At 67.7% G+C, this 20785-nt stretch carries 19 protein-coding genes and 3 pseudogenes; 12 read left to right on the plus strand and 10 right to left on the minus strand.

The features are described from left to right. Positions 1-97 precede the first annotated feature (97 nt). Positions 98-2677 carry a collagenase gene (locus MCBG_RS10830; RefSeq protein ID WP_043325434.1) on the minus strand — a complete coding sequence of 860 codons (2580 nt, stop codon included), beginning with the start codon at positions 2675-2677 and terminating at the stop codon, positions 98-100. Between the two features lie 275 nt (positions 2678-2952). Here MCBG_RS10830 and MCBG_RS10835 point away from each other — a divergent pair, with 275 nt between their 5' ends. Then, complete coding sequence (locus MCBG_RS10835; RefSeq protein WP_051611145.1) at positions 2953-3690, plus strand: response regulator transcription factor; 738 nt, start codon at positions 2953-2955, stop codon at positions 3688-3690. A 101-nt stretch (positions 3691-3791) separates the two neighbouring features. Next, positions 3792-4820 carry an acetamidase/formamidase family protein gene (locus tag MCBG_RS10840; RefSeq protein WP_223201178.1) on the plus strand — a complete coding sequence of 343 codons (1029 nt, stop codon included), beginning with the start codon at positions 3792-3794 and terminating at the stop codon, positions 4818-4820. Here the strand turns inward: MCBG_RS10840 and MCBG_RS10845 are convergent. From MCBG_RS10845 to MCBG_RS10865, 5 genes are all read right to left on the minus strand, one after another. Further along, entirely contained in the window at positions 4792-5835 is a 1044-nt protein-coding gene (locus MCBG_RS10845) for a LysR family transcriptional regulator (RefSeq protein ID WP_043325435.1), read from the minus strand. The two genes, MCBG_RS10840 and MCBG_RS10845, sit on opposite strands and share 29 nt — an antisense overlap. Before the next feature lie 164 nt (positions 5836-5999). Further along, positions 6000-6452, minus strand: a complete 453-nt coding sequence (locus tag MCBG_RS10850; protein WP_043325436.1) for a universal stress protein — start codon at positions 6450-6452, stop codon at positions 6000-6002. Next, positions 6449-7951: a tripartite tricarboxylate transporter permease gene (locus MCBG_RS10855; RefSeq protein WP_043325438.1), complete on the minus strand. Its 1503-nt coding sequence runs from the start codon at positions 7949-7951 to the stop codon at positions 6449-6451. The genes MCBG_RS10850 and MCBG_RS10855 overlap by 4 nt, the downstream gene beginning before the upstream one ends. Continuing rightward, the gene (locus MCBG_RS10860; RefSeq protein ID WP_043325441.1) at positions 7952-8581 is read right to left on the minus strand and encodes a tripartite tricarboxylate transporter TctB family protein; all 630 of its coding nucleotides are present in this window, start codon (positions 8579-8581) and stop codon (positions 7952-7954) included. It abuts the gene before it with no gap. Further along, on the minus strand, positions 8578-9585 hold the full coding sequence (locus MCBG_RS10865; protein WP_043325442.1) for a Bug family tripartite tricarboxylate transporter substrate binding protein: 1008 nt from the start codon (positions 9583-9585) through the stop codon (positions 8578-8580). The genes MCBG_RS10860 and MCBG_RS10865 overlap by 4 nt, the downstream gene beginning before the upstream one ends. 99 nt (positions 9586-9684) lie before the next feature. Here MCBG_RS10865 and MCBG_RS10870 point away from each other — a divergent pair, with 99 nt between their 5' ends. Next, complete coding sequence (locus MCBG_RS10870) at positions 9685-11370, plus strand: sensor histidine kinase (RefSeq protein WP_140946564.1); 1686 nt, start codon at positions 9685-9687, stop codon at positions 11368-11370. Continuing rightward, complete coding sequence (locus MCBG_RS10875; protein ID WP_043325443.1) at positions 11367-12053, plus strand: response regulator; 687 nt, start codon at positions 11367-11369, stop codon at positions 12051-12053. The genes MCBG_RS10870 and MCBG_RS10875 overlap by 4 nt, the downstream gene beginning before the upstream one ends. A 176-nt stretch (positions 12054-12229) precedes the next feature. On the opposite strand, the gene MCBG_RS32435 is transcribed toward MCBG_RS10875, so the two are convergent. Both MCBG_RS32435 and MCBG_RS31150 read right to left on the minus strand, forming a co-directional pair. Beyond that, a complete protein-coding gene (locus MCBG_RS32435) occupies positions 12230-12403 on the minus strand; it encodes a hypothetical protein (protein ID WP_157539094.1) in 174 nt (57 codons plus the stop codon). Positions 12404-12426: 23 nt separating this feature from the next. Further along, positions 12427-12738, minus strand: a complete 312-nt coding sequence (locus tag MCBG_RS31150; protein ID WP_051611147.1) for a hypothetical protein — start codon at positions 12736-12738, stop codon at positions 12427-12429. 124 nt (positions 12739-12862) lie between these two features. Between MCBG_RS31150 and MCBG_RS10885 the strand changes: the two are divergent. The 6 genes and pseudogenes from MCBG_RS10885 to MCBG_RS10905 form a co-directional block, all read left to right on the plus strand. Beyond that, positions 12863-13537: pseudogene (locus tag MCBG_RS10885) on the plus strand (transposase family protein); the annotation flags it as partial. A gap of 457 nt (positions 13538-13994) precedes the next feature. After that, positions 13995-15230: an IS110 family RNA-guided transposase gene (locus tag MCBG_RS10890; protein ID WP_043325446.1), complete on the plus strand. Its 1236-nt coding sequence runs from the start codon at positions 13995-13997 to the stop codon at positions 15228-15230. Between the two features lie 21 nt (positions 15231-15251). After that, positions 15252-15356 (plus strand): annotated as a pseudogene (locus tag MCBG_RS32440) (IS5/IS1182 family transposase); the annotation flags it as partial. Positions 15357-15576: 220 nt separating this feature from the next. Beyond that, positions 15577-15783: a hypothetical protein gene (locus MCBG_RS10895; RefSeq protein ID WP_223201179.1), complete on the plus strand. Its 207-nt coding sequence runs from the start codon at positions 15577-15579 to the stop codon at positions 15781-15783. Between the two features lie 166 nt (positions 15784-15949). Then, a complete protein-coding gene (locus MCBG_RS10900) occupies positions 15950-16702 on the plus strand; it encodes a rod shape-determining protein (protein WP_148062122.1) in 753 nt (250 codons plus the stop codon). Between the two features lie 69 nt (positions 16703-16771). Then, positions 16772-17038 carry a hypothetical protein gene (locus tag MCBG_RS10905; protein ID WP_030274987.1) on the plus strand — a complete coding sequence of 89 codons (267 nt, stop codon included), beginning with the start codon at positions 16772-16774 and terminating at the stop codon, positions 17036-17038. A gap of 73 nt (positions 17039-17111) precedes the next feature. Here the strand turns inward: MCBG_RS10905 and MCBG_RS33910 are convergent, their stop codons facing one another. Together MCBG_RS33910 and MCBG_RS10915 are read right to left on the minus strand one after the other, a co-directional pair. Continuing rightward, positions 17112-17282, minus strand: a complete 171-nt coding sequence (locus MCBG_RS33910; RefSeq protein WP_223201180.1) for a TraR/DksA family transcriptional regulator — start codon at positions 17280-17282, stop codon at positions 17112-17114. A 494-nt stretch (positions 17283-17776) separates the two neighbouring features. Further along, positions 17777-19063 carry an NAD(P)/FAD-dependent oxidoreductase gene (locus tag MCBG_RS10915; RefSeq protein ID WP_036311788.1) on the minus strand — a complete coding sequence of 429 codons (1287 nt, stop codon included), beginning with the start codon at positions 19061-19063 and terminating at the stop codon, positions 17777-17779. Between the two features lie 474 nt (positions 19064-19537). Between MCBG_RS10915 and MCBG_RS10920 the strand changes: the two genes are divergently transcribed. Together MCBG_RS10920 and MCBG_RS10925 are read left to right on the plus strand one after the other, a co-directional pair. Continuing rightward, complete coding sequence (locus tag MCBG_RS10920; RefSeq protein ID WP_198033294.1) at positions 19538-20446, plus strand: IS5 family transposase; 909 nt, start codon at positions 19538-19540, stop codon at positions 20444-20446. 27 nt (positions 20447-20473) lie between these two features. Further along, positions 20474-20743 (plus strand): annotated as a pseudogene (locus MCBG_RS10925) (transposase family protein); the annotation flags it as partial. Positions 20744-20785 lie beyond the last annotated feature (42 nt).

The raw sequence follows: 20785 nt of genomic DNA on the forward strand, positions 1-20785 counted from the left end.
TGCACGCGACCGCAGGCAGTGCGGCGGCCACAGGCCAGGCGGGCGCGCCGCCCGGCGACTCTCGCCGGGCGGCGCGCTCATACCCATCACATGTGGTTCAGTAGCGCGTGCTCACCGTGGCGCCAGAGCAGGCGGTCTTCCCGTAGAGGCTGATGTAGTGGTACCCGGCGGCCGGGCTGGGGACGGCCAGCGACTCGGTGTTGCCGGCCCCGGCGGAGGAGCGGGTGGCGTTGCTGGTGGTGGCCCAGCTCGACGGACTGTAGTAGAGATCGCAGTTGCCCGTGCCGCCGGCTACGGCAATGGTCAGGGTGCTGACGCCGGCGGGCAGGTAGATGTACAGGTAGTCGTAGTTGCCCGCGGTCGCGGAGCGTCCACTGCGCTGGCAGTTGCGGTCGAGGGTCCGTGTGTCGGTGCCGCTGCATTCCGGCACGGTGGTGCCGCCGCCCGTCGTGACCGAGATCGTCTGGGACGATCTCGCGGTCGCTCCCTGGTTGTCGGTGACCGTCAGTGAGACGGTGTAGGTGCCGGCCGTAGCGTAGGTCTTGCTGGGGTTGACGGCCGACGAGGTGCTCCCGTCCCCGAAGGTCCACTGCCGGGAGGCGATGCTGCCGTCGGCGTCCGTGGACCGGTCGGTGAAGGTGGCGGTGAGCCCACTGGTCGTCACGGTGAACGAGGCGGACGGGGGCTGGTTGGTCGGGGGCGGCGTGGTGCTCCCGCCGCAATCCCCTGCCGCGCAGCGCGTCAGCCAGGCGTCGAAGTCCGCGTCGTAGCGCGAGCCAATGGTGCTGGTGAGGTACGTGCGGGCGGCGTTGAATGCCCCCGATCGGTAGTATCCGAGCACTGTCGTCATGTCCGGCCGATGGGACTGCATCATGTACCGCACGGCCAGGTAGCCCCAGTTGTAGATGCGCGTCTGGTCGTTGTTGTAGGTGGTGTCGAACAACGTACGCAGCGCATAGGTGTGGTTGCCCGCCTGGTTCTGGGCGCTGGTGTAGGTGACGTTCCGGTAGGAATAGGAGACGTACTCGGCGAAGCCTTCGATCCACCAGATGGTCGGTGTGGTGATGTTGGCGCTGAAGTCGCCGTACATGTTGAACCGGCCATCGAGGTAGTGGGTGTACTCGTGGTTGAGGTTCCAGATCTGGAAGGCCGGCCGGACCCACTCGGCTTCGTAGGCGATGAACCTTGCCTGGTTGTTGGGGTCTGACGGGTTGCCCTCCAGGTACATACCACCGTTGTTCGTATCGATGCCGTAGATGGCGCCCGCGTAGGTCTGGTAGTCGGTGCTCGAGTTGAAGACGACCACCTCGATGTCGGTGTTGACATCGCCTGCCACCGGCCCGCTGTCTGCGACCAGGCTGTGGAAGTAGGCGTCCTGACCTTTCAGGCTGGTGCAGGACTGGCTCAGTTCAGCCGAGGTCATGTCCTGCGCGACGATCTTGATCGACGGACTGCACGTGTAGTTGATCGTCAGGACAGAGCTGGTCAGCTGGGCGGAGAGGTTGCAGGTGGTGTAGTAGGAGCAGTTGGCGACGTCGTATGCCTGGGTCATCTCTGCGACGCCGACCCAGAGCGGCGCCGTCGGGCCGGTCATGTTGCTTCGCGAGAGAAGCGCCGACGCCATCGGCCGCACGATGGGACTGAGCGGGGCGTGCTGCAGGAATCGTCCGAGTTCCCGGCCCGCGTTCGACGTGAGGTAGCCGTTGTCGGTGCCGAGGAGACCGGCGTGGGTGTTGGCGAAGTTGTACAGGTTGTCGAGCACGGTGCGGTCGGCCTGCACGGCGGAGACGAACGCGGGCACCTGGTGGCCTCGGAACAGCACCGTGTAGACGTTGTTGACCGCGTTGAGCATGTACCAGGACGAGGTGTACGACGAGTTGAAGCCGGTCAGGAGCCGGTTCACCACGAACAGGTATCGGGCGTTCTCCTGTGCGCTGTCGATGAGCGTCACCGCCTCCGCCAGGGTCTCACCGTTGGCGTCGGTCACGTCCCAGGCGCGTGGGTTCGCGAAGAAGGCGTCGAGCGCTGAGCGGATCGCGGTCTGCAGTGCCGGCCCGTAGGTTCCGACGCTCGTGTCGTACCACTGCACGTAGTAGCCGGCCCGCAGGTAGAGAACGAGCTGGGGCATGCCGGTGGAGGGGTTACCCGGGTAGCCGGGCGAGCCGTCGCGCACCGCGTACGCGACGCTTGCCATCTGCGCCTCGCGGAAGGCGTTGTAGGCATCGCTGCCGGAGAGGCTGAACAGGCTGTTGATGCAGTCGACCGTGGATCCCTTGATCTGGCTGACCAGCGCCGACCCCGTTCGGCTGGTGAAGTCTGCGGTGCTGCAGGCGGCAGCGGCGGCGCGAGACCCGGCGTCCGACGGCCGAGCGCGTCGCTTCGGGGTTGCCGGGCGGTCGTAGTCGACACGGGCGGCGTCCTTCGCGGCCGGCTGCGGCGGGCGCTTGTGTACGGGGAGCGCCTGCTCGCTCACATGGTCTACCCGGTCCTTGCCCCGAACAGTCGCATCGCCCGCTGCCGGCGGTGCCGCATCGGCCTTCCTGGCCTGCTGCCCGGGTGGCACGGGCCGCGCCGAGTTCGCGGCGGCCGGCGGCGCGATGACGCCGCAGGCGAGCGTCAGCGCGGTGAGCGCGCCGAACAGCTGACCTAGTCTTCGCCGCAATGGGTGTCCAGACATGCTCTCTCCTCATGGGCGAGGGTGTGATCCAGCAAAGGCGCTGACGCACTTCGATGGATGCTTGGGGGGTGGACGCTAGCCAGGCGGCTCCGGCGGCCACAACGAGTCCACAGCGGGCGGTCAGGGTGGCCCGCCTGGGCCTTACCGGAACCTGTGAGCGATGCGTCGAGGGTCGTCGGATCGATCAGGCGACGTGATGGACAGATGACATGAAAGCGGGCGGTCCGGTCGTGCGATCGTCCAGGTGTTCACGATTCAGACACCGGACGGCAACCATGGCGACCATCTTGCTCATCGACGAAGACCATCGCTATCGGCGGCTACTCGGCGATCAGTTGACGCGCTTCGGTCATCTGGTCACCGAGATCGCCCTCCATGAGAGCGGGCGGACGTTGTCCGACCTGACCTGCCACACCCACCGGAGGCCGGATGTCGTGATCGTGGACCCGGTCGTGCCGGCGGTGGACGGGCTGCTGCTGATGCGCCTGCTTTGTGTCGCGTCCCGCCGCCCGGTTCTGGCACACAGCATCAGGAGTATCGATGATGACGTCGTCCGCATGCTGCGCGCCGGCGCAGACGGATTCCTGCCGAAGCCGTGTCCACCCGCGGTGGTTGACGCCTCCGTCCGCGCTCTGCTGCGCCGGGTTCCGCCGGCACCGCCTCCGGCGCCGTCCGAGGTCGGCGCTCTTCGCATCGATGTGGCAGGTCGCAGCGTCTCAGTGGACGGACGACCCGTGGCGCTGACGCGTACCGAGTTCGAGCTTCTCGCCTATCTTGCGGAGCACCCCGGCCGGGTGGTGCCACGGTCGCAGCTCCGGACGAGGATCCGCGCGGAGGGCCTGCCGTCGGCGGCGTCCCTCGACGTCCTGCTGTCCCGTCTGCGGCGCAAGCTGGGCGAGCGCTCGACAGGCACGAAATACCTGCACACCGCTCGGGGGCGGGGAGTCTCGTTGCGACCGGTTCCGGCGCGGGAGCAGATCACGCAGACATCCGGGAGCGATGCGGCGCGTTGATCGCCGATCGTTCTGGGCCGCGCCGCGGCGCACTTCATGGAGGACCGCGATGCGTTGCGGCAAGGGACGTGGTCCGGCGGGCCGCTACCAGACGAAGCAGCATGACGAGGGACGAGTGTGATGTCATGGGGAAGATCGGTCATCGGCCCGCCGAGCGACAACTCGCCTACACGTTCGGGGGTCGGATACCAGTCGCGCATCTGCGCTCCGGTGACGTGCTGGAGGTGTACACCGAGGACTGCTTCGGTGGCCGGCTTCGCAGTGTGTCCGACCTGTCGTCCTGGATGTTGGAGACGCCGCATCTGAATCCGGTCTCCGGGCCCTTCCTGATCGAGGAGGCCGAGCCCGGTGACACACTCGCCATCCACATCGTCTCGATCGTTCCCGCGCGAGACTGGGGGGTGTCGTCCACGCCTCCACACATCGGCGCGCTCGGATCCGGTGTGCGAGCGCTCGCGCTTGGCGCACCGGTCGAGGCGCGGGTCTGGTTCTACGAGATAGATCGTCGGGCTGGAACGGTCCGGTTCCAGTCGACGAGAACGGACCATGCGGTGGACCTGCCGCTGGAGCCGACTATCGGCACCATAGGCGTGTCTCCCGGGAGACTCGAGGCTCGGTCCACCATGGTGCCTGACTTCTACGGCGGGAAGCTCGACATCCCCGAGGCGCGTGCGGGCGCGACCCTGTACCTGGGTGTCAACGTTCACGGGGCGATGCTTGCGCTCGGTGACGGCTACGCTCGCCAGGGGCACGGCCAGGCCTGTCCGGCCGGTGTGGCGATCGCTACCGTCACCACTGTCGCCATTGAGGTGATCAAGGGATGGCAAACCAGTTGGCCACGGTTGGAGACCGACCTCGATCTCATGTCGATCGGCTGCGCCCGTCCTCTCGATGACGCCTATCGAATAGCTCACCAGGATCTGGTGAGCTGGGTCGGATCCTTGGCGGGGCTGGAGATGCTGGACGCTCATCAGCTCGTCTCGCAGGCAGGGCGGTCGGCCCTCGGCAACGTGCGCGACGCGAACTACACGCTTCTCGCCGCGATCGGGAGACGGCTGGTCCCCCATCCTGCTGCCGCGTACGACGACGCACACGATCGGCTCAAGCGGACCGCCGCCTCGGCGGGATAGCGGTCGTCGATCCCTCCACGCACCGGGACGTGCTTGCTGGTCGATGAGAGTGCTGTTCGTCGTCGCGAGGCGCCGTCAGACAAGCTGATGGGTGCCTCGACCAGCGCGGCTGGAAAACGGGGCTCTCCATCGCGAACGTCGAGTAGGTGCCGAGGATAACCTCGAAGAGGCGGTCGGCCTGTTCGGCACTCATGCGACGGCGATGCCACCAGAGCGTGAGGTGCATGCGCAGCGGTTCCCCGGCGAGGGGAACGACTGCGACTCCCGGACCGCCATGGGAGGTCGGCTCCACCAGCTGAACGGCGCGTCCGGAGCCGACGAGCTGCCGCCCGCCGCCGCTGGGCACGTCGAACTGGATTCGCGGGGTGAAGCCTGCCTTGCGGGCCGCCTGCCAGAAGGCGGACAGGGAACCGTCCTCTCCGCCGGGCGGCCTGATCCATGCCTCTTCTTTGAGCCCTTCCAGGGGGATCTCCCGAAGACCCGCCGCCCGGTGGGCGCTGGAGACAGCGACGTACACCGGGATTGCCGACGCGAGCACCCTCTCACCTAGTTCCTGCGGGAGTGGAATCTGATGGGACTCCGCAATCGCCAGCACTGCCACATCGAGGTCGCCGTGCACCAGTCGCTGGGCGAGCCTCAGGCTGGACGGCTCGACGCACATGGAGAAGGAGATATCCGGGAAGCTCGTCTCCAGACGCTGGAACAGAGACGAGACGCACTCCATGTGCACCGATCCAAATCGGATCGTGCCCGCCGGGCCGGCGATATTTCCCCTCAACGCGTCCATTTCGGCGACCAATAGGCGGGCTCGTTGGAGGAACTGCTCTCCGAAGGTGGTGGATCGAGCGCAACCGCGCCCGCGCTGGAATATCTGATGACCGACCATCCGTTCGACACGCTGAAGCAGGGTCGTGACGGAGGGCTGCGAGATCCCCAGTCTGGATGCTGCTTTCGAGATGCTTCCGGTATCGGCGATCGCGCAAACGACTCTCAGATGCCGGATTTCCAGATCCATGCGTGCACCCTATCCATCCGGGTTCAGGCCGGGTAGGCGCTACTCCCCCGTCCTCGAGCGAGGGCATGTCGTCAAGAAAGCGTCGCAGTCTCGGTGGCAATGGCGGGCGGAAGCTTCGCGCGCATTCATGAACCGTCATTGGGCTCGGGGTGGTGACCCGGCGGCTACGGCTCACTGGGGAGAGGCCAGCGGGACGGCCCCGCTGCCCGAGATATCCGTCGTGGTGTCGCGGCCTTCACCGCGAGGACCGGGCAGGAGACCCGGAGCAGGATCTCCTGTGCGGTCGAGCCCAGGATCAGCTTGCCGATCGGGCTTCGATGCCGGATTCCGATGACTACCAACGACACGTCCTGCGCCTCGGCGAGGTCGGCTATCTCCTCGGCGGCGTCCCGACCCTGCATGAGCTGCCTGATCGCGAACGGTACCCCGGACGCGGTCAGCTCGCGGGTCACCGCGTCCAGGTCGGGCTGCTGGGCGAAGCAGGGATCGACGTAGGCATCTCCCCGCGAGGTGTTCACCACGAGCACCGGCTCGTCGCGGAATCGCGCTTGTCCGATCGCGGCCTGCAGGGCTGCCATTCCCATCGGGGATGGAACGTATCCCACCAGAACGGTCACCCTGTCACCATCCTTGCACGCCGGCGGAGGACGAACCGCCGGACCAACGGCCAGAAGAGCACCACCAGTACGGTGGTGTAGATCAGACCCGACACCCAGCCGCCCAGCAGCCCGTGCCACTCTCCACCGGACAGCTGCAACGCCCGGCGGCCCTGCAGTTCGGCGCGCGGAGCCAGGATCACCCCGACTATCAGCGGCAGGATCGGCAGCCCGAACCGGCGCAGGCCGAAGCCGAGCAGGCCGAGTACGAGCAGCAGGAAAAGGTCGAACGGCTGTGCGTTGACGGCGTACGCGCCCATAGACGCGAAGAAGAGGATGCCGGCGTAGAGATACGGTCGAGGAATCCGAAGCAGCCGCGCCCAGGCGGGCGCGAGCGGGAAATTCAGCACCAGCAACAGCAGGTTCCCGACGAAGAGGCTGGCGATGAGCGTCCAGACCAGACCCGACTCCCGCTCGAAGAGCAGCGGGCCGGGTTGGATGCCGTACTGCTCGAAGGCGGCCAGCATCACCGCGGCGGTGGCGTTGGTGGGCAGGCCGATGGCGAGCATCGGTACCAGCGTGCCGGCGGCGGACGCGTTGTTGGCCGCCTCGGGGCCGGCGACGCCTTCGATCGCTCCCCGGCCGAACTCGTCCCGGTGCTTGGACAACTTCTTCTCGGTGGCATACGACAGGAACGTGGGTATCTCAGCGCCGCCCGCGGGTAGCGCCCCGAACGGGAATCCGTAAGCGGTGCCGCGCAGCCAGGGCTTCCAGGACCGGCGCCAGTCGTCGCGGCCCATCCACGGCCGGCCGACCGGGATCACCTCGGCCGGACGGCGTCGGAGGTGCGCGGCGATCCAGAGCGCTTCGCCCACGGCGAAGATCCCGACAGCCACCACAACCACGTCGATGCCGTCTGCGAGCTGCGGCACGCCGAAGGTGAGCCGTTGTTGACCGGTCACCCTGTCGATCCCCACCACTCCGATGACCAGGCCGATCAGCAACGAGGCGAAACCGCGTACCCGGGAGGCGCCCAGCACCGAGGTGACGGCGACGAACGACAGCAGCATCAGGGCGAAGTAGTCCGGCGCGCCGAGGCTGACCGCGAACCGGACCACCGGCGGGGTGATGACCACCAGCAGCAGGGTGGCGATGGTTCCGGCGACGAACGACCCGATCGCGGCGGTGGCCAGCGCCTGCGTCGCCCGGCCGGCCTTGGCCATCTTGTTGCCCTCGATCGCGGTCACCACCGACGAGGACTCACCGGGAGTGTTGAGCAGGATCGACGTCGTCGATCCGCCGTACATTCCGCCGTAGAAGATGCCGGCGAACATGATGAAGGCCTGGGTGGGCTCCATGCCGTACGTCACCGGCAGCAGCAGCGCCACTGTCATCGCGGGGCCGATGCCCGGTAGTACACCGACCGCAGTGCCGATGGTGACACCGAGAAGCGCGATGAGCAGGTTCATCGGCGTCGCCACGTGGGCGAACCCGTAGAGAAGCGAATGGAGGTTCTGCATCTACAGGATTCCTCGCAGCACGCCAGCGGGCAGGTTGATGCCGAGCCCGATGGCGAATGTGTAGAACGTGATGAGCGAGAGCCCCACGGCGATCAGCAGGTTCCGGACGTGGTCGCGGCTGCCGAGCGCGAACGCCGTACCCCAGAAGAGCAACGTGCCACTGATCACCCAGCCGAGTGGCTCGATCAACACTGCGTTGGTCAGGAACGCCGCGACGAGAAGCAGGACGGTGCGCCAGTCGATAGGGGTGGCCAGGTCGACGTCCTCGCCGGCCTCCGGCTCACCGACGCCGCCACGGGCCACATCCACGGCGTAGACCACCGCGACGACCATGAGCAGCGTTCCGAGCAGGATCGGCACCGGCCGTGGGCCGAGCGGGTCGGTGCTGCTCACCGCCTGACCGATCTGGGTGGCGTCGACGACAACCATGATCCCGACCAGCGCCAGGAAGACGCAGACGACGTACTGTGCGCGGTCCGGCTTCGACGCATCCGCTGCGGAACGCGGAGCGTCGGCCGCTCGTACCGCGTCCGACGGCTCGGGCGCGGGCTGGATCGGGATGTCAGACAACGCCGGGAACCGAGACGGCGAACCGCCGTCCCGATCCGATCGGCTCGGCCGGCCGGTCATGCCAGGCCGAGCTGCTTGAGCAGGTCAGCCACCGACTTGTCCTGCTGGGTGAGGAAGGCGGCGAACTGATCGCCTGTGACGAACGCGTCGGTCCAGCCCCGCTTGGTGAGCTCGGTCTTCCACTCGGCGGAGTCGTGCATCCTGGTCAACGCATCGATCCACAGCTTCTTGTCGGCGTCGCTGATGCCGGGTGGTGCGACGATGCCCCGCCAGTTGGTGAAGACGAGGTCGATACCTGCGGACTTCAGGGTCGGTACCTCCGGAAGCGCGTCGACAGGCGCTTCGCTGGTCACCGCGAGAACCCGGAGCTGCCCGGCCTCGACCTGATCGAGGAACTCCCCGAACCCACTTGCGCCGAAGGCCACCTTGCCTCCGAGCAGGGCTGGCAGCAGCTCGCCTCCGCCGTCGTACGAGATGTAGTTGACCTGTCGCGGGTCGATGCCGATGGTCTTGGCCAATTGCATCGGCAGCAGGTGGTCGGGGCCGCCGGGAGACGAGCCGCCGCCGACAGCGAGGCCCTCCGGGTTGGCCTTCCAGGCCGTGACCAAGTCGTTGATCGTCCGGTACGGCGAGTTCTTCGGCACGACGACCGCGCCTGCTTCCTCGATCATTTTGGCCAGCGGGGTGGTATCGGTCAGTGTGGCCGACGACTTCGAGGTGTACGAGGCGCCGACCACCCCCAGCCCCATCTGCATCGCGAGCTTGCCGTTGCCCTTCTCGTTCACGATGCGCTGCAGTCCGACCGTGCCGCCCGCTCCGGGCAGGTTGAACACCTGCACGCCAGCGGCGATCTTGGCATCCTCCATCACCTTCGCCGCCGTGCGGGCCGTGGTGTCGTATCCACCACCGGGGCTGTTCGGCACCATGATGCGTAGACCGGTGATCGGCTTGCCGTCGCCGCCGGCGCCCGCCTCGCCCTCTTCTGCCGTGGCGCCGCAGCCCACCAGGGCAAGCGCCATGGTTGCGGAGACGCCCATGAGTAGCGCTTTTCTTCTGGTTGCCATCAGGCTTCTCTTCCGTTTCGATTCAGACCGGCGGCAAGATGATGACCCCGACGCAGGGTCCCCGTCTGCCTTGTGTCACCAGCGGAAGTTGAGGTCTTTGTGGTCGCGGTCATGCCTCGGCGTCGTACGCTCGCCGGGCAGTTGCTCGCTCTCCAACTCGCGATCATTGTCGTGGTGCTCGCAGCGGTGGCGGCCGTGTCGCTGGCGCAGTCGGCGGCCACCTTCAACCGGGTCGAAGGCCGCCGTGTTGCTGCCCTCGGCGAACAACTCGCCGGGAACCCGCTGCTACGGGACCGCCTCGACCGGCCGGCGCCCGGGGAGACGATCGCGTCCCTGGTGCAGAACCTGCCGGTTCAGGCGAACGTGACCACCGTCAGCGTCGCCGATGACAGCGGACGGATAGTCACCTCCACCAACCCGACGCTGGTGGGCAGCCTCATGGTGCTCGGTGATCCGAGGGTCGCCGGCGGTCGGAGCTGGTTCGGTGAGCTGGCGGTGGGCGGGGCACGCGAGCTGGTGGCGCAGGTGCCGGTCCTGGGCGACCGCAAGAAGGAGAACCTCGGGCGGCATCTGGGCGTGGTGATGGTCGGCGAGGCACTTCCGTCCTGGTGGCAACGGCTGGTCGGCGCTTCGTCCTACCTCTTCACCTACCTCGGCATAGCCAGCGCCCTCGGAGTGCTCGGATCATGGCTGCTGGCCCGGCGCATCAAGCGGCAGACCCTCGGCCTCGAACCGCGGGAGATCGCCGGTCTGGCAGAGCACCGGGAAGCGCTGCTGCACGGCCTAGCCGAAGGGGTCATCGCGCTCGATCCGCAACACCGGGTCACGCTGGTCAACTCTGTCGGCCGCCGATTGCTCGACCTGCCCGAACATTGCCTCGGCCGCAGCCTGTCGGAGCTACGGATCGAGGGCCGGCTACGCGACGTACTCACGGGGGCGGGCAGCGCGCGGGAGACGCGGGACCAGGTCGTGGTGCGGGGCGGCCGGGTGCTCGTGATGAGCCGGATGAGGGTGAACAAGGACGGCCGGCGGCTCGGCTCGGTCACCACACTGCGGGACCGGACCGAGCTGGCCCGCCTGGAGCAGGAGATCGGTTCCTTTCGCAGTACCACTGAGTCGCTGCGCGCACAGACACACGAGTTCGCGAATCAGCTGCACACCATCTCCGGGCTGATCCAGATCGGTGAGCACGAGGAGGTGGTCCGGTATGTCGAGGCGCTCAGCCGGCATCGCGCCTCCCTGGACCTCGCGGTGACGAGCCGGATCCACGACACTGCGGTGGCAGCTCTGCTCACGGCCAAATCGGCGGTCGCCGCCGAGCGCCGCGTGGAACTGCGGATCTCTGAGCGGACCAGGTTGGGCCGGCTGGACATGGCGGTATCAGCCGATGTGGGTACGGTGTTGGGCAACCTCGTGGACAACGCCGTCGAAGCCGTCGCAGGAGGCCGGAATGTCTCCCCCGCGGACTCGGGCGCCTGCCCGGACATCAACGGCAGGCCGGGCGCCGGAAACCAGTGGGTAGAAGTCGAGTTGCGTCAGGATTCCGCATCGATCGAAATCGTCGTCCGCGACTCGGGGCCGGGGATCGCTCCCCGACTGGCGCAGGAAGTGTTCGCCCACGGTTTCACGACGAAAGCGGCAGAGGGCGGTGAACGGGGTATCGGCCTCGCGCTCACCCGCATGGTCTGTCACCGCCGCGGTGGTGAGGTCGCAGTGACGAACACCGAGGAGGGCGCGATGTTCACCGCGCGAATGTCGGTAGCGCCGCTGGAGGCAGGGCCGTGATCGACGTGCTGATCGTTGATGATGACTTCAGGGTGGCCCGGATCCATCGCGGTTTCGTCGAACGGCTCGAAGACTTCCGGGTCGTGGCAACCGCGAGCACCGGGGAAGAGGCAATCGCCGCGGTGGAGCAGTTGCGCCCAGACCTGGTGCTGCTCGACTTGCACCTTCCGGACATGTTCGGCCTCGACGTGGTCGCCAGGCTGCACACCGCCGGGCATGACTGCGATGTCCTCGTTATCAGCGCTGCCCGGGAGAGCGACAATGTACGCCGGGCGGTGCGGTACGGCGCGGTCAACTACCTTCTCAAACCATTCAGCTTCGAGGAACTGCGGGGCAGGCTCGAGCAGTATGCCGCGCGGCGCAGCACTCTCTCGAAGAGCATGGTCTGCGACCAGGGGGATATCGACCGGGCGCTCACGTCGAGCAGCCCGATCACCGGCTCGTCCGCTCTCCCCCGCGGCCTCAGCCCAGAGACTGCCGGACTGGTGGAGGAGATCCTCCGGAAGCAAGCGGGAACCCTCTCCGCCGCCGAGTGTGCGCATCAGATCGGCATCTCCCGAGTCAGTGCCCGCCGTTACCTCGAACACTTCGCCGTAGTCGGCCGGGCCGCAGTAACACTCAGGTACGGAAACACCGGACGGCCGGAACGCCGTTACCGCTGGACGGTCCGTTCTGGATCTTGAAAGGTCAACTCGTTCATTGCAACTCGGCCTGTCAGCGTGGTCGTCACCGTTAATCACCGCGGGCCCGGGTGATGGGGCATTTCGATGAGGTGGGTTGTCCGCGCGGTGGGCGAGTGTGAGGCGGTACGGCGGCAGGCGGTTGGCGTGCTTCGCCGCCGGGGGGTCGGTTCCGGAGATCACGGCCGTGCTGCGACCCGCCTGTGGTGCAGCAGGGCGACCTCGGTCAGCTGGGCTCCGACGTCGGTGACCAGCAGGCTGCCGGCTGCTCCCGAGCCGATCGCGGCGGCGCGCACGGTGTCGATGAACACCAGGCGGGAGGGTGCGAGGACCGTCTCGACGACGCGGCGCATCACGGTCTGGTCGTGTTCGCCGGCTAGGACCGGGCGGCAGGCCGCGACGACACCGCCGGAGGCACCGGTTCGCTGAAAAGGCGGATCAAGTGGGACAGCAGGATCACGCAGCCGTCGGCGTCGACGATACAGCCGCGCCGGATCAGAGAACCGGCGGAGGTAGACGCGTCCCCGCACGGCGCGCTGATGGTGCCGCGGTGCGCCGCCCAGACGCCGATCGAGCTGCTGCCGAGGCCAATCGCGACCGCGGTCTGCGGGGCAGAGCGACACATACCGGCAGCGCGCTGGTCGGACGAGAGGACGTTCGCGGGCACGGTTACACCGATCACTTCCATTGAGCCATTTTCATCGTGACGGCGCAGGTCACGGGCGGTGTGGGAGGCCGCTGTCCAGGTAGGACGAGGCTCCCGGTAAGACAGCAATCGACCAAGATCAGATGCCCCAACCGGGAGCCTCGCTGTGCTGTCTTACCCTGCCGCGATTCCGTTGTCCACCCGCAGCCTGAACCACCTCGCCGCCCTCATCCGAACCCGCCGCCAGCAGCAACGGTCTCGGTGGCGACGCCTCGACCCCGGCCGGCAAGCCCTGCTCGCCCTGGCCCACCTGCGCAACGGCGACACCTACACCCGCCTGGCCGCCGGATTCGACATCGGCGTCACGACCGCCTGGCGTTATGTCCGCGAGGCCATCGACCTGCTCGCCGCGACCGCCGACGACCTGGCCACGGCCATGACCAGGATCCGTCTGCTCGCCTACGCAATCCTCGACGGCACCCTGATCCCGATCGACCGGGTCGCCAACCAGAAGCCGTACTACTCCGGAAAACACAAGCGTCACGGCGTGAACGTGCAGGTCATCGCCGACGCGGCCGGGCGTCTCGTCTGGGCCTCGGCCGCGCTGCCCGCCTCGACGCACGACCTGACCGCCGCCCGCACCCACGGCATCATCGACGCCCTGGCCAGCACCGACGTGATGACCTTCGCGGACAAGGGCTATCAAGGCGCCCCCGGCAGCGTGCGCACCCCGTTCAAGCGGCGCCGCTTCCGGCCGAAGCTGTCACGCCGGCAGAAGGCCGTCAACCGAGCGCACGCGAAGATCCGCGCCCGCGGCGAACGCGCGATCGCCACCCTCAAGACCTAATAGAACCCGAACGGCCGCCGTTGACCTCGGGACTATGCCGAAGCCGGGTGGATTCCTACTCAAGACCCCGGTCCTGTGAGGCCTCTTTCCAGGCTTGGTGCGCCCTGCCGAGTGCACGGTCAGGTGGTCGGGCGGCGGCCGTTCAGCCAGGATTGTCTCGATTGCCGGCGCACGGTCGCTACAGGCCCAGCACGACCGGCACTGCCGGGGCGGATCACTTCACGCAGGTCAGGATGGTTACTTGTTCGTGGTTCGAGCCCGCCAGCATGATGCACCCCTCGCTTACCGGGAGCCGTCGAGCTCTGAACCAGCACGGGAGTCGTGGTGGTCGCTGGGATCGCGAAATGGCTAATCGGAGGGTAGGCCACGAGCCTCGCTATTAGGGTGCCGCGCGATCCTACCAGGGGTTTGACCTAGGCCGATGTAAACGTTCGAGTGAACGGGAGCAGCTTTGAGCAAGGTGTTCTGCGGAATCGACTGGGCCGAACGGCATCACGACGTCGCGCTGGTCGACGAGCACGGCGAGTTGGTGGCCAAGAGGCGCATCCACGAGACGGTCGAAGGTTGGCAACAACTGCTGGACATGATGGCCGCCGCCGGCGACACCGCCGAGGACCCGATCCCTGTGGCGATCGAGACGCCACGCGGGCTGCTGGTAGCGGCGTTGCGGGCCAGTAGCCGGCCCGTCTGGGCGATCAACCCGATGGCGGTGTCCCGCTATCGGGACCGGCACAGCGTCTCGCGCAGCAAGTCAGACCACGCCGACGCGATGGTCTTGGCGAACATCCTGCGCACCGACGCCCACGTCCACCGCGCCTTGCCCGCTGACACCGAACTCGCTCGCGCCATCGCCGTCCTGGCCCGCGCGCAGCAGGACGCGACCTGGCGGCGCACCAAGGCATCTAACGAGCTTCGCTCACTGCTCCGCGAGTACTACCCGGCCTTCCTCGACGCTTTCATCAACCGCAAGGACTACCTGACCAGCAGCGACGCCCGCGCGATCCTCGCCGTTGCCCCAACGCCGGCAGCCGGGGCCAAGCTGAGCAAGGCACGAATCGCCGCAGCGCTGCGCCGCGGCGGCCGCCAACGCGGTATCGACGCCCTTGCCGCCGAGATTCAGCAGGCACTACGCGTGCCACACCTACGGCAACCGTCGATGATCGAGGACGCGATGGGCACTACCGCACTGGCGTTGCTGGCCACCCTCAACACCGAGTGCGCCAACGTCGCTCAGCTCGGCGAAGCCTGCGCCCAAGCATTCACTCAACACCCCGACTACCAGATCATCACCAGCTTTCCCGGCCTGGGTGACCTCACCGGCGCCCGTGTCCTGGCCGAACTCGGTGACGACCGCACCCGCTTCACCGACGCCCGCGCCGTTAAGGCCTACGCCGGCTCCGCACCCGTCACCCGCGCCTCCGGACGGAGCATCTCCATCACTCACCGCCGCGTCAAGAACGACCGACTCGCTGCCGCCGGCTGGGTCTGGGCGTTCGTCGCCGCCACCAACTCACCCCACGCACGCGAGCACTACAAACGACGCCGGGAAGTCCACGCCGACCGCCACGCCGCCGCCCTACGCCACCTCTTCAACCGGCTCATCGGCTGCCTACACCAATGCCTCACCACACGGCAGCTCTACGACGAGACCAAGGCATTCCCCACCCGAAACCCAACCCTCGCTTGACCCTTACAGCTATCGGAGGTCTGGAAAATCCTGGTCAAGCTGCGCTGCTGCCCACGCCGAGCGACCGCGATCGTGCAGGCCATCCTCGTCCTGCACCGCGTCGAAGCCGACCGCTACGCAGGATGAAAATGGCTCATTGATACAAGCGTTTACCGAATCCCGTCGTCGCCGCTGAACAGCTCAGTGAAAGCGGTCGGATCCGGCGCAACTTCGTCGCGCTCGTTGCCGATGCCCGGCAACCGGCCCGCGGTCACTGGCTGCGGTGCGGGCCGGATGACCGAGACCTCGGTCGACCGCTTGAGTGCTGTCGTGGCCCTTCCTGTTCTGGACGGCTATGGTGGCCGACATGGATGACGGGCGCGGCTTCGGGGGCGTCGGCCGGCGAGTTGCGGTGCCGACGTTGCTCGTCTGGGCTGTGCTGGTGTTGGTCGTGTCCACCGCCCGGGACATCGGGTTGTGCATCGTCTTCCGGCTGACCCGCTGTGCGGTCCCGGGCTGTGTACCGGCGTGGTCGGCGGACCGGGCCCCGCCGACGTGGACGCTCACCGCCTGAAGCCGCCCGTTGCGCGGCGTCGGACACGACGCTGCCCCTTGGCTGGGAGCACCATGCCAACCTTCATTCATGACTTTCGCTTCTGCATGCCCATTGACCTGCCGGCGACGTCGCTTCCCTTCGTTAGCCCTCGACACCTGGTCCCCGACGTACCCGGGTGGACGACATGCTGACCGCCGGCGCCTACGCTCGTCCGGGCGTACAGTCGTGCCTTGCCCTTGACCTCGGAACGTCCACCGTCCGGCTGTGGACGCCGCAGGCTGGAACGGTGATCACTGAACCGACGGTGCTCTGCCGCCCCAGCACCGACCGGCACGTGGCCGGACGAGCCGCGCTGACCGCTCAGACCCGCGGTGTGACCGCCACGTGGCCGGTGCGCAACGGCGTGGTGCGCGACTTCTTCGCCTGCGTGCACCTGCTCCGGTTGCTGACCGCCGATCTCCGCCTACCTTCCGACACCGCCTATCCCGTACTGGTCGGTGTGCCGGCGACCGCGACCCTGCGCCAGCGCAACGTGCTTGTCGCCGCGGTCCGCCGTGCCGTCGGTGGACGGGTCAATGCAGTGGAGGAGCCACTCGCGGCTGCTCTGGCCTGCCGTCCTGACCCGGGCGGTGACGTGGTCGTGGTGGACATCGGATCCGGACGTACCGAAGTGGCACGCATCTGTGACCGCAGCATCGTCGCGGCGGAGCGTGTCGATGACGCCGGATCCGTCGACCGGATCCCGGCGATCGCCGACTGTGTGCGCCGTCTCGACCGTCCGCGGGGTGGTCAGCGGCGGCTGCTGCTCACCGGTGGTGGTGCGACCGCCGCCGGAGCCGCCGCGAGGTTGGCCGCGCTGACCGGCCGCTCCATCACGATGCCCGCCGAACCGCCGCTGGCCACGCTCACCGGCCTGCGCCGGCTACTCACGAGCTGACGTGGGCCGGTCCCGCATCCGTATCCACTTCCCGGCCGCGGTTGCGGTCATCTTCTTCCGGAGTTTGTCATGGACGTCGAATTCACACCGCTGCCGGGCATCGGAGAGTGCCACGCATTCACCACCGTCACCGGTCATCGGGTCGGCGTTGTCACCCACTACGCCGGCGGTCGACGCGAGCTGATCCACGGCGTCAGCGACGATCCCGATGCCACCTGCAGCCTGACCCTTTCGCGTAGCGAGGCGATCGCGTTGGCGGGACTGCTGGGCATCCTGGACGTCATCGACGTGGATGTCACAACCACTCGGCAGCCCCGCCATCCGGCTGCCGGGTGACGGGGCTGAGTGCTGCCATGATCAGCGGCCGCGCCGGCGACGAGGCCGGCGCGGCCGCTGCCGCGGCATTCCGTCAGCCCTTGTGTTTCTGCTGGAAGGGGACGCAGAACCGGGTATGCGGTAGCACTTCGAGCCGTTCGGCGGGGATGAGGCCGCCGCATTTTTCGCAGCGGCCGTAGCTGCCCTCGGCGATGCGTCGCAGCGCACCGGTGACCTGTTCGAGGTTGTGCCGGGTGGCCGTCACCAGTGCCGCCCGGTTGTGTGCTTCGCCGGGGTCGCCGGTGTCGGCCGAAATCTCCGTCAGTTCCTTGAGCCGGTCGTCTGGGCGGCGAAGTCCTCGCTCAGCGACGCACGGAGGCCGGCGAGCCAGCCCTGATCGGATACTTCGATGTCGACGCTCATGTACCGCTTTTTGGTCGGGAGGCCGAAAGTGCTTCGGGAAGCAAGAGGGCGGAAGCTCGAACGGCTTCGCCCTGGCGATCGGTGGGTGTCGTGAACTACCTCGCTCGCCGTGGGTCTCGACCCGACGGCTGCGGGCTGCGTTGCCCAGTCGCCGTCCTGCTCGAGGAGCAACCGTCGGAAACTGCGGCGATCGGCCGCGGGGCCGTGAGATGGACAGCTTTGAACGCCGCCAACGCAGTGACGGTGTGCGAGCGAGAGCTCGCCACCAGCATCGGACCACCTTGAATTGATCGTTCCGGACGTTCGGCAGGGGCTTCGGCAGCGCTGACGCACCCGCTAGCGCAGCGGGTCGAACGGCGCCAGCTCCGCGGGCACCTCACCCTTGAGCACCGCTTGGGCCACCAACTGTCCGGTGATCGGCCCCAGGACGATGCCCCACATGCCATGGCCACCGGCGACGAACACCCGCGGCGCGGCGGTCGCGCCGATCAACGGCAGGCCGTCAGGAGTGCACGGCCGGGAACCGACCCACTCGTCGCGACGGTCATCAAGGTTCACCCCGTTGAGCAACGGCCGCACCGCGTCGACGACGGCGGTGATGCGTCGCGGGTCCAACTCGTCGGCGGGCCGGCGGAACTCCATCATCCCGGCTACCCGCAACCGGCTGCCCAACGGAGTACAGGCGACCCGCTGCGCCGGGAAGTACAGCGGGCCGGCGGGCATCCGTTCGACAGGCACGCTGAAGCTGTAGCCGCGCCCGGCCTGCACCGGGCGACGTACGCCGAAGCGTGCCGCCAGCTCACCGAAGGCCGCTCCGGTGGCGATGACCACAGCGTCATGGCGGCGCTGCTGCCCGAATGGGCCGGTGACGCGGACGTCCGTGGTTGCCGGCTGCAGACCGGTCACCTCGCTGTTGTCGAGGATGCGGCCGCCGCGGGCCCGGACCGCATCCGCCAGCGACGGGATGAACTCGGAAGGGTTCAGGTACCGCTGCCCGAAAATCTGGACGGCGGCACCGACCCGGTCGCTCAGAACGGGCTCCATCGATCGGACCACCTGTCCGGTCACCGGGCGGAAGGTGACGTCCTGACCGGCGTCGCCCATCTGTTCCAGCTCGTCCAGCAGCCCACGGCTGTCACGCTCGCGGGCGAAGCAGGCCAGGAAGGGTTCCGCCGGCGTCGTCACGGCGCTCACACCGCCGGCCGCGAGGGCATCGAAGGCATCCAGGCAGCGCTCGTTGAGGGGGACGTAGGCGGCCATGCCCCGTCGCCACCGCCGGGCGGTGCTGTAGAACACGAACGACAGCAGGAAACGCCACAGGTCACGGTCGGCCCGCAGCGGCAGGTACACCGGGGATCGGGCGCTGAGCACCGCGCGTAGACCGTAACGCAGCACCGCAGGTTCCGGCAGTGGGGCGGTCAGCCCCGGGGTCAGCCAGCCGGCGTTGCCCCACGACGAGCCGGCGCCAGCGTGATGACGCTCGTAGACCGTCACCCGTGCGCCGGCTTCCTGCAGGAACCAGGCCGTGGACAAGCCGACCATGCCCGCTCCGATCACCGCGACGTCACACGGTGAGCCGCGCACGAACGCGGGAGTGCCTGTCACGCCGAGCTCGTCAGACATACCACTCCTCTGCTGCGCTGTGCCGTCTCGACAGCCGTTGGGTAGCTGGGCGCGCCATCCGGGCCTGCTTTCCGGCCATGATCGCCTGGTCACCGCATACCGGGCCAGGGCTGTGGCCGGTCAGCTGATGCGTCACACCTTGCCGACGCTCGGAAACCAACAGGCGACGGCAGCGCGACGGCAATCTCGCCCAGCCCGGGCCCGTTGTCGCTGACCTGGCAGGTCAGCACGTCGTGGTGCTGCCACAGACGCACCTCGCCGCCGCCCCCGCCCAGACCACGCACTCCATCAACATTGGTCGATAGCTGCGGGCCTGGTCGAACAAGCGGCCGTCACCGGCGAATCATCGGGGTTAGGAGTTCTAAGTGAGTGTTTGAGATTTGGGGTGCGGCGGCGTGTCGGGTTGAGGTGAGGGAAGGCCCTCGGTAGGTCCGGTGGTGTCGAGCCAACCGTTTCCATACCGAGGGCCTTCTGATGACGTTGTACCCGATCACTGTCACGCCGTCCGCGTCGCCCCGCCGTTATCCGTCGCAGCGGGTGCGGCGGGAACGGGAACGGGCGGTGCGGCGGCGGTATCCCAGTGATCTGACCGATGCGCAGTGGGCGTTGATCGCGCCGCTGGTCACGCCGGTGTCGGTCGGTCGGCGGGGGCGGCCGCCGTCGCATCCGATGCGGGCAATCGTCACGGCGATCTTGTATGTGGCCTGCACCGGTTGTCCGTGGCGGGCCCTGCCGCGGGAGTTCCCGCCCCCGGGGACGGTGTACTGGTGGTTCGCTCGATGGCGCGATGACCACACGTTGATGCGTCTGCACGACCGGTTGCGGGAGCAGTGCCGTACCGCCGCCGGACGGCACGCGCATCCCAGCGCCGGAGCGATCGATTCTCAGTCGGTGCGCGCCGCGGACACCGTGCCCCGACACAGCCGCGGTTTCGACGTCGCGAAGAAGGTCAACGGCCGTAAACGCCACATCGTCGTGGACACCATGGGCCTACTCCTGGCCGTCATGATCACCGGCGCGCACGTCAACGACCGCACCATCGCCCGTGACCTGCTCTGGCGCACCCGGCTGTTCCACCCCCGCCTACGCCTGCTCTGGGCAGACGGCGGCTACATCGGCACCCTGAGCACCTGGGCCCGCCACGCCCTCGACCTCACCGTGCACCTGGTCCACAAACTCCCCGGACAACACACCTTCGTCGTGCTGCCCCGACGCTGGGTCGTCGAACGCACCTTCGCCTGGATCAGCAAGAAACGCCGCTGCGTCCGCGACTACGAACACCTACCCACAAGCCACGCCGCCTTCGTCACCTGGGCCATGATCCACGTCATGGTCACCCGCCTGGCCCGACACACGAAACCGGCCCAGGCAACCCACACCTGAGCCGGAATCTCAAACACTCACTAAAAGCTGGCCGGCCGACCGGTCATGGCAGACGGCGCCTACCGCGGCAATCCTGAGGTAATCATCCCGTACCGCAAGCCCGCTGACGGCAGTGATCTGCCCGAGTGGAAGGCGGACCTGAACAAGCAGGATCGCTCGGTCCGAGCGCAGGTCGAACACGCCCTGGCCCGCATGAAATGCTTCAAGATCCTGCGCGACTACCGCCGCGCCGCCCACACATTGGCCGACACCGCATCCGGCATCGCCCACCTCCACAACATCATCCTGGCCGGCTGATCCAGGAACCGTTGCGCGGCAACGCCATCACCGAGTTACGAG

This window comes from Micromonospora sp. M42, from assembly GCF_000568915.1.
GTDB lineage: Bacteria > Actinomycetota > Actinomycetes > Mycobacteriales > Micromonosporaceae > Micromonospora > Micromonospora chalcea.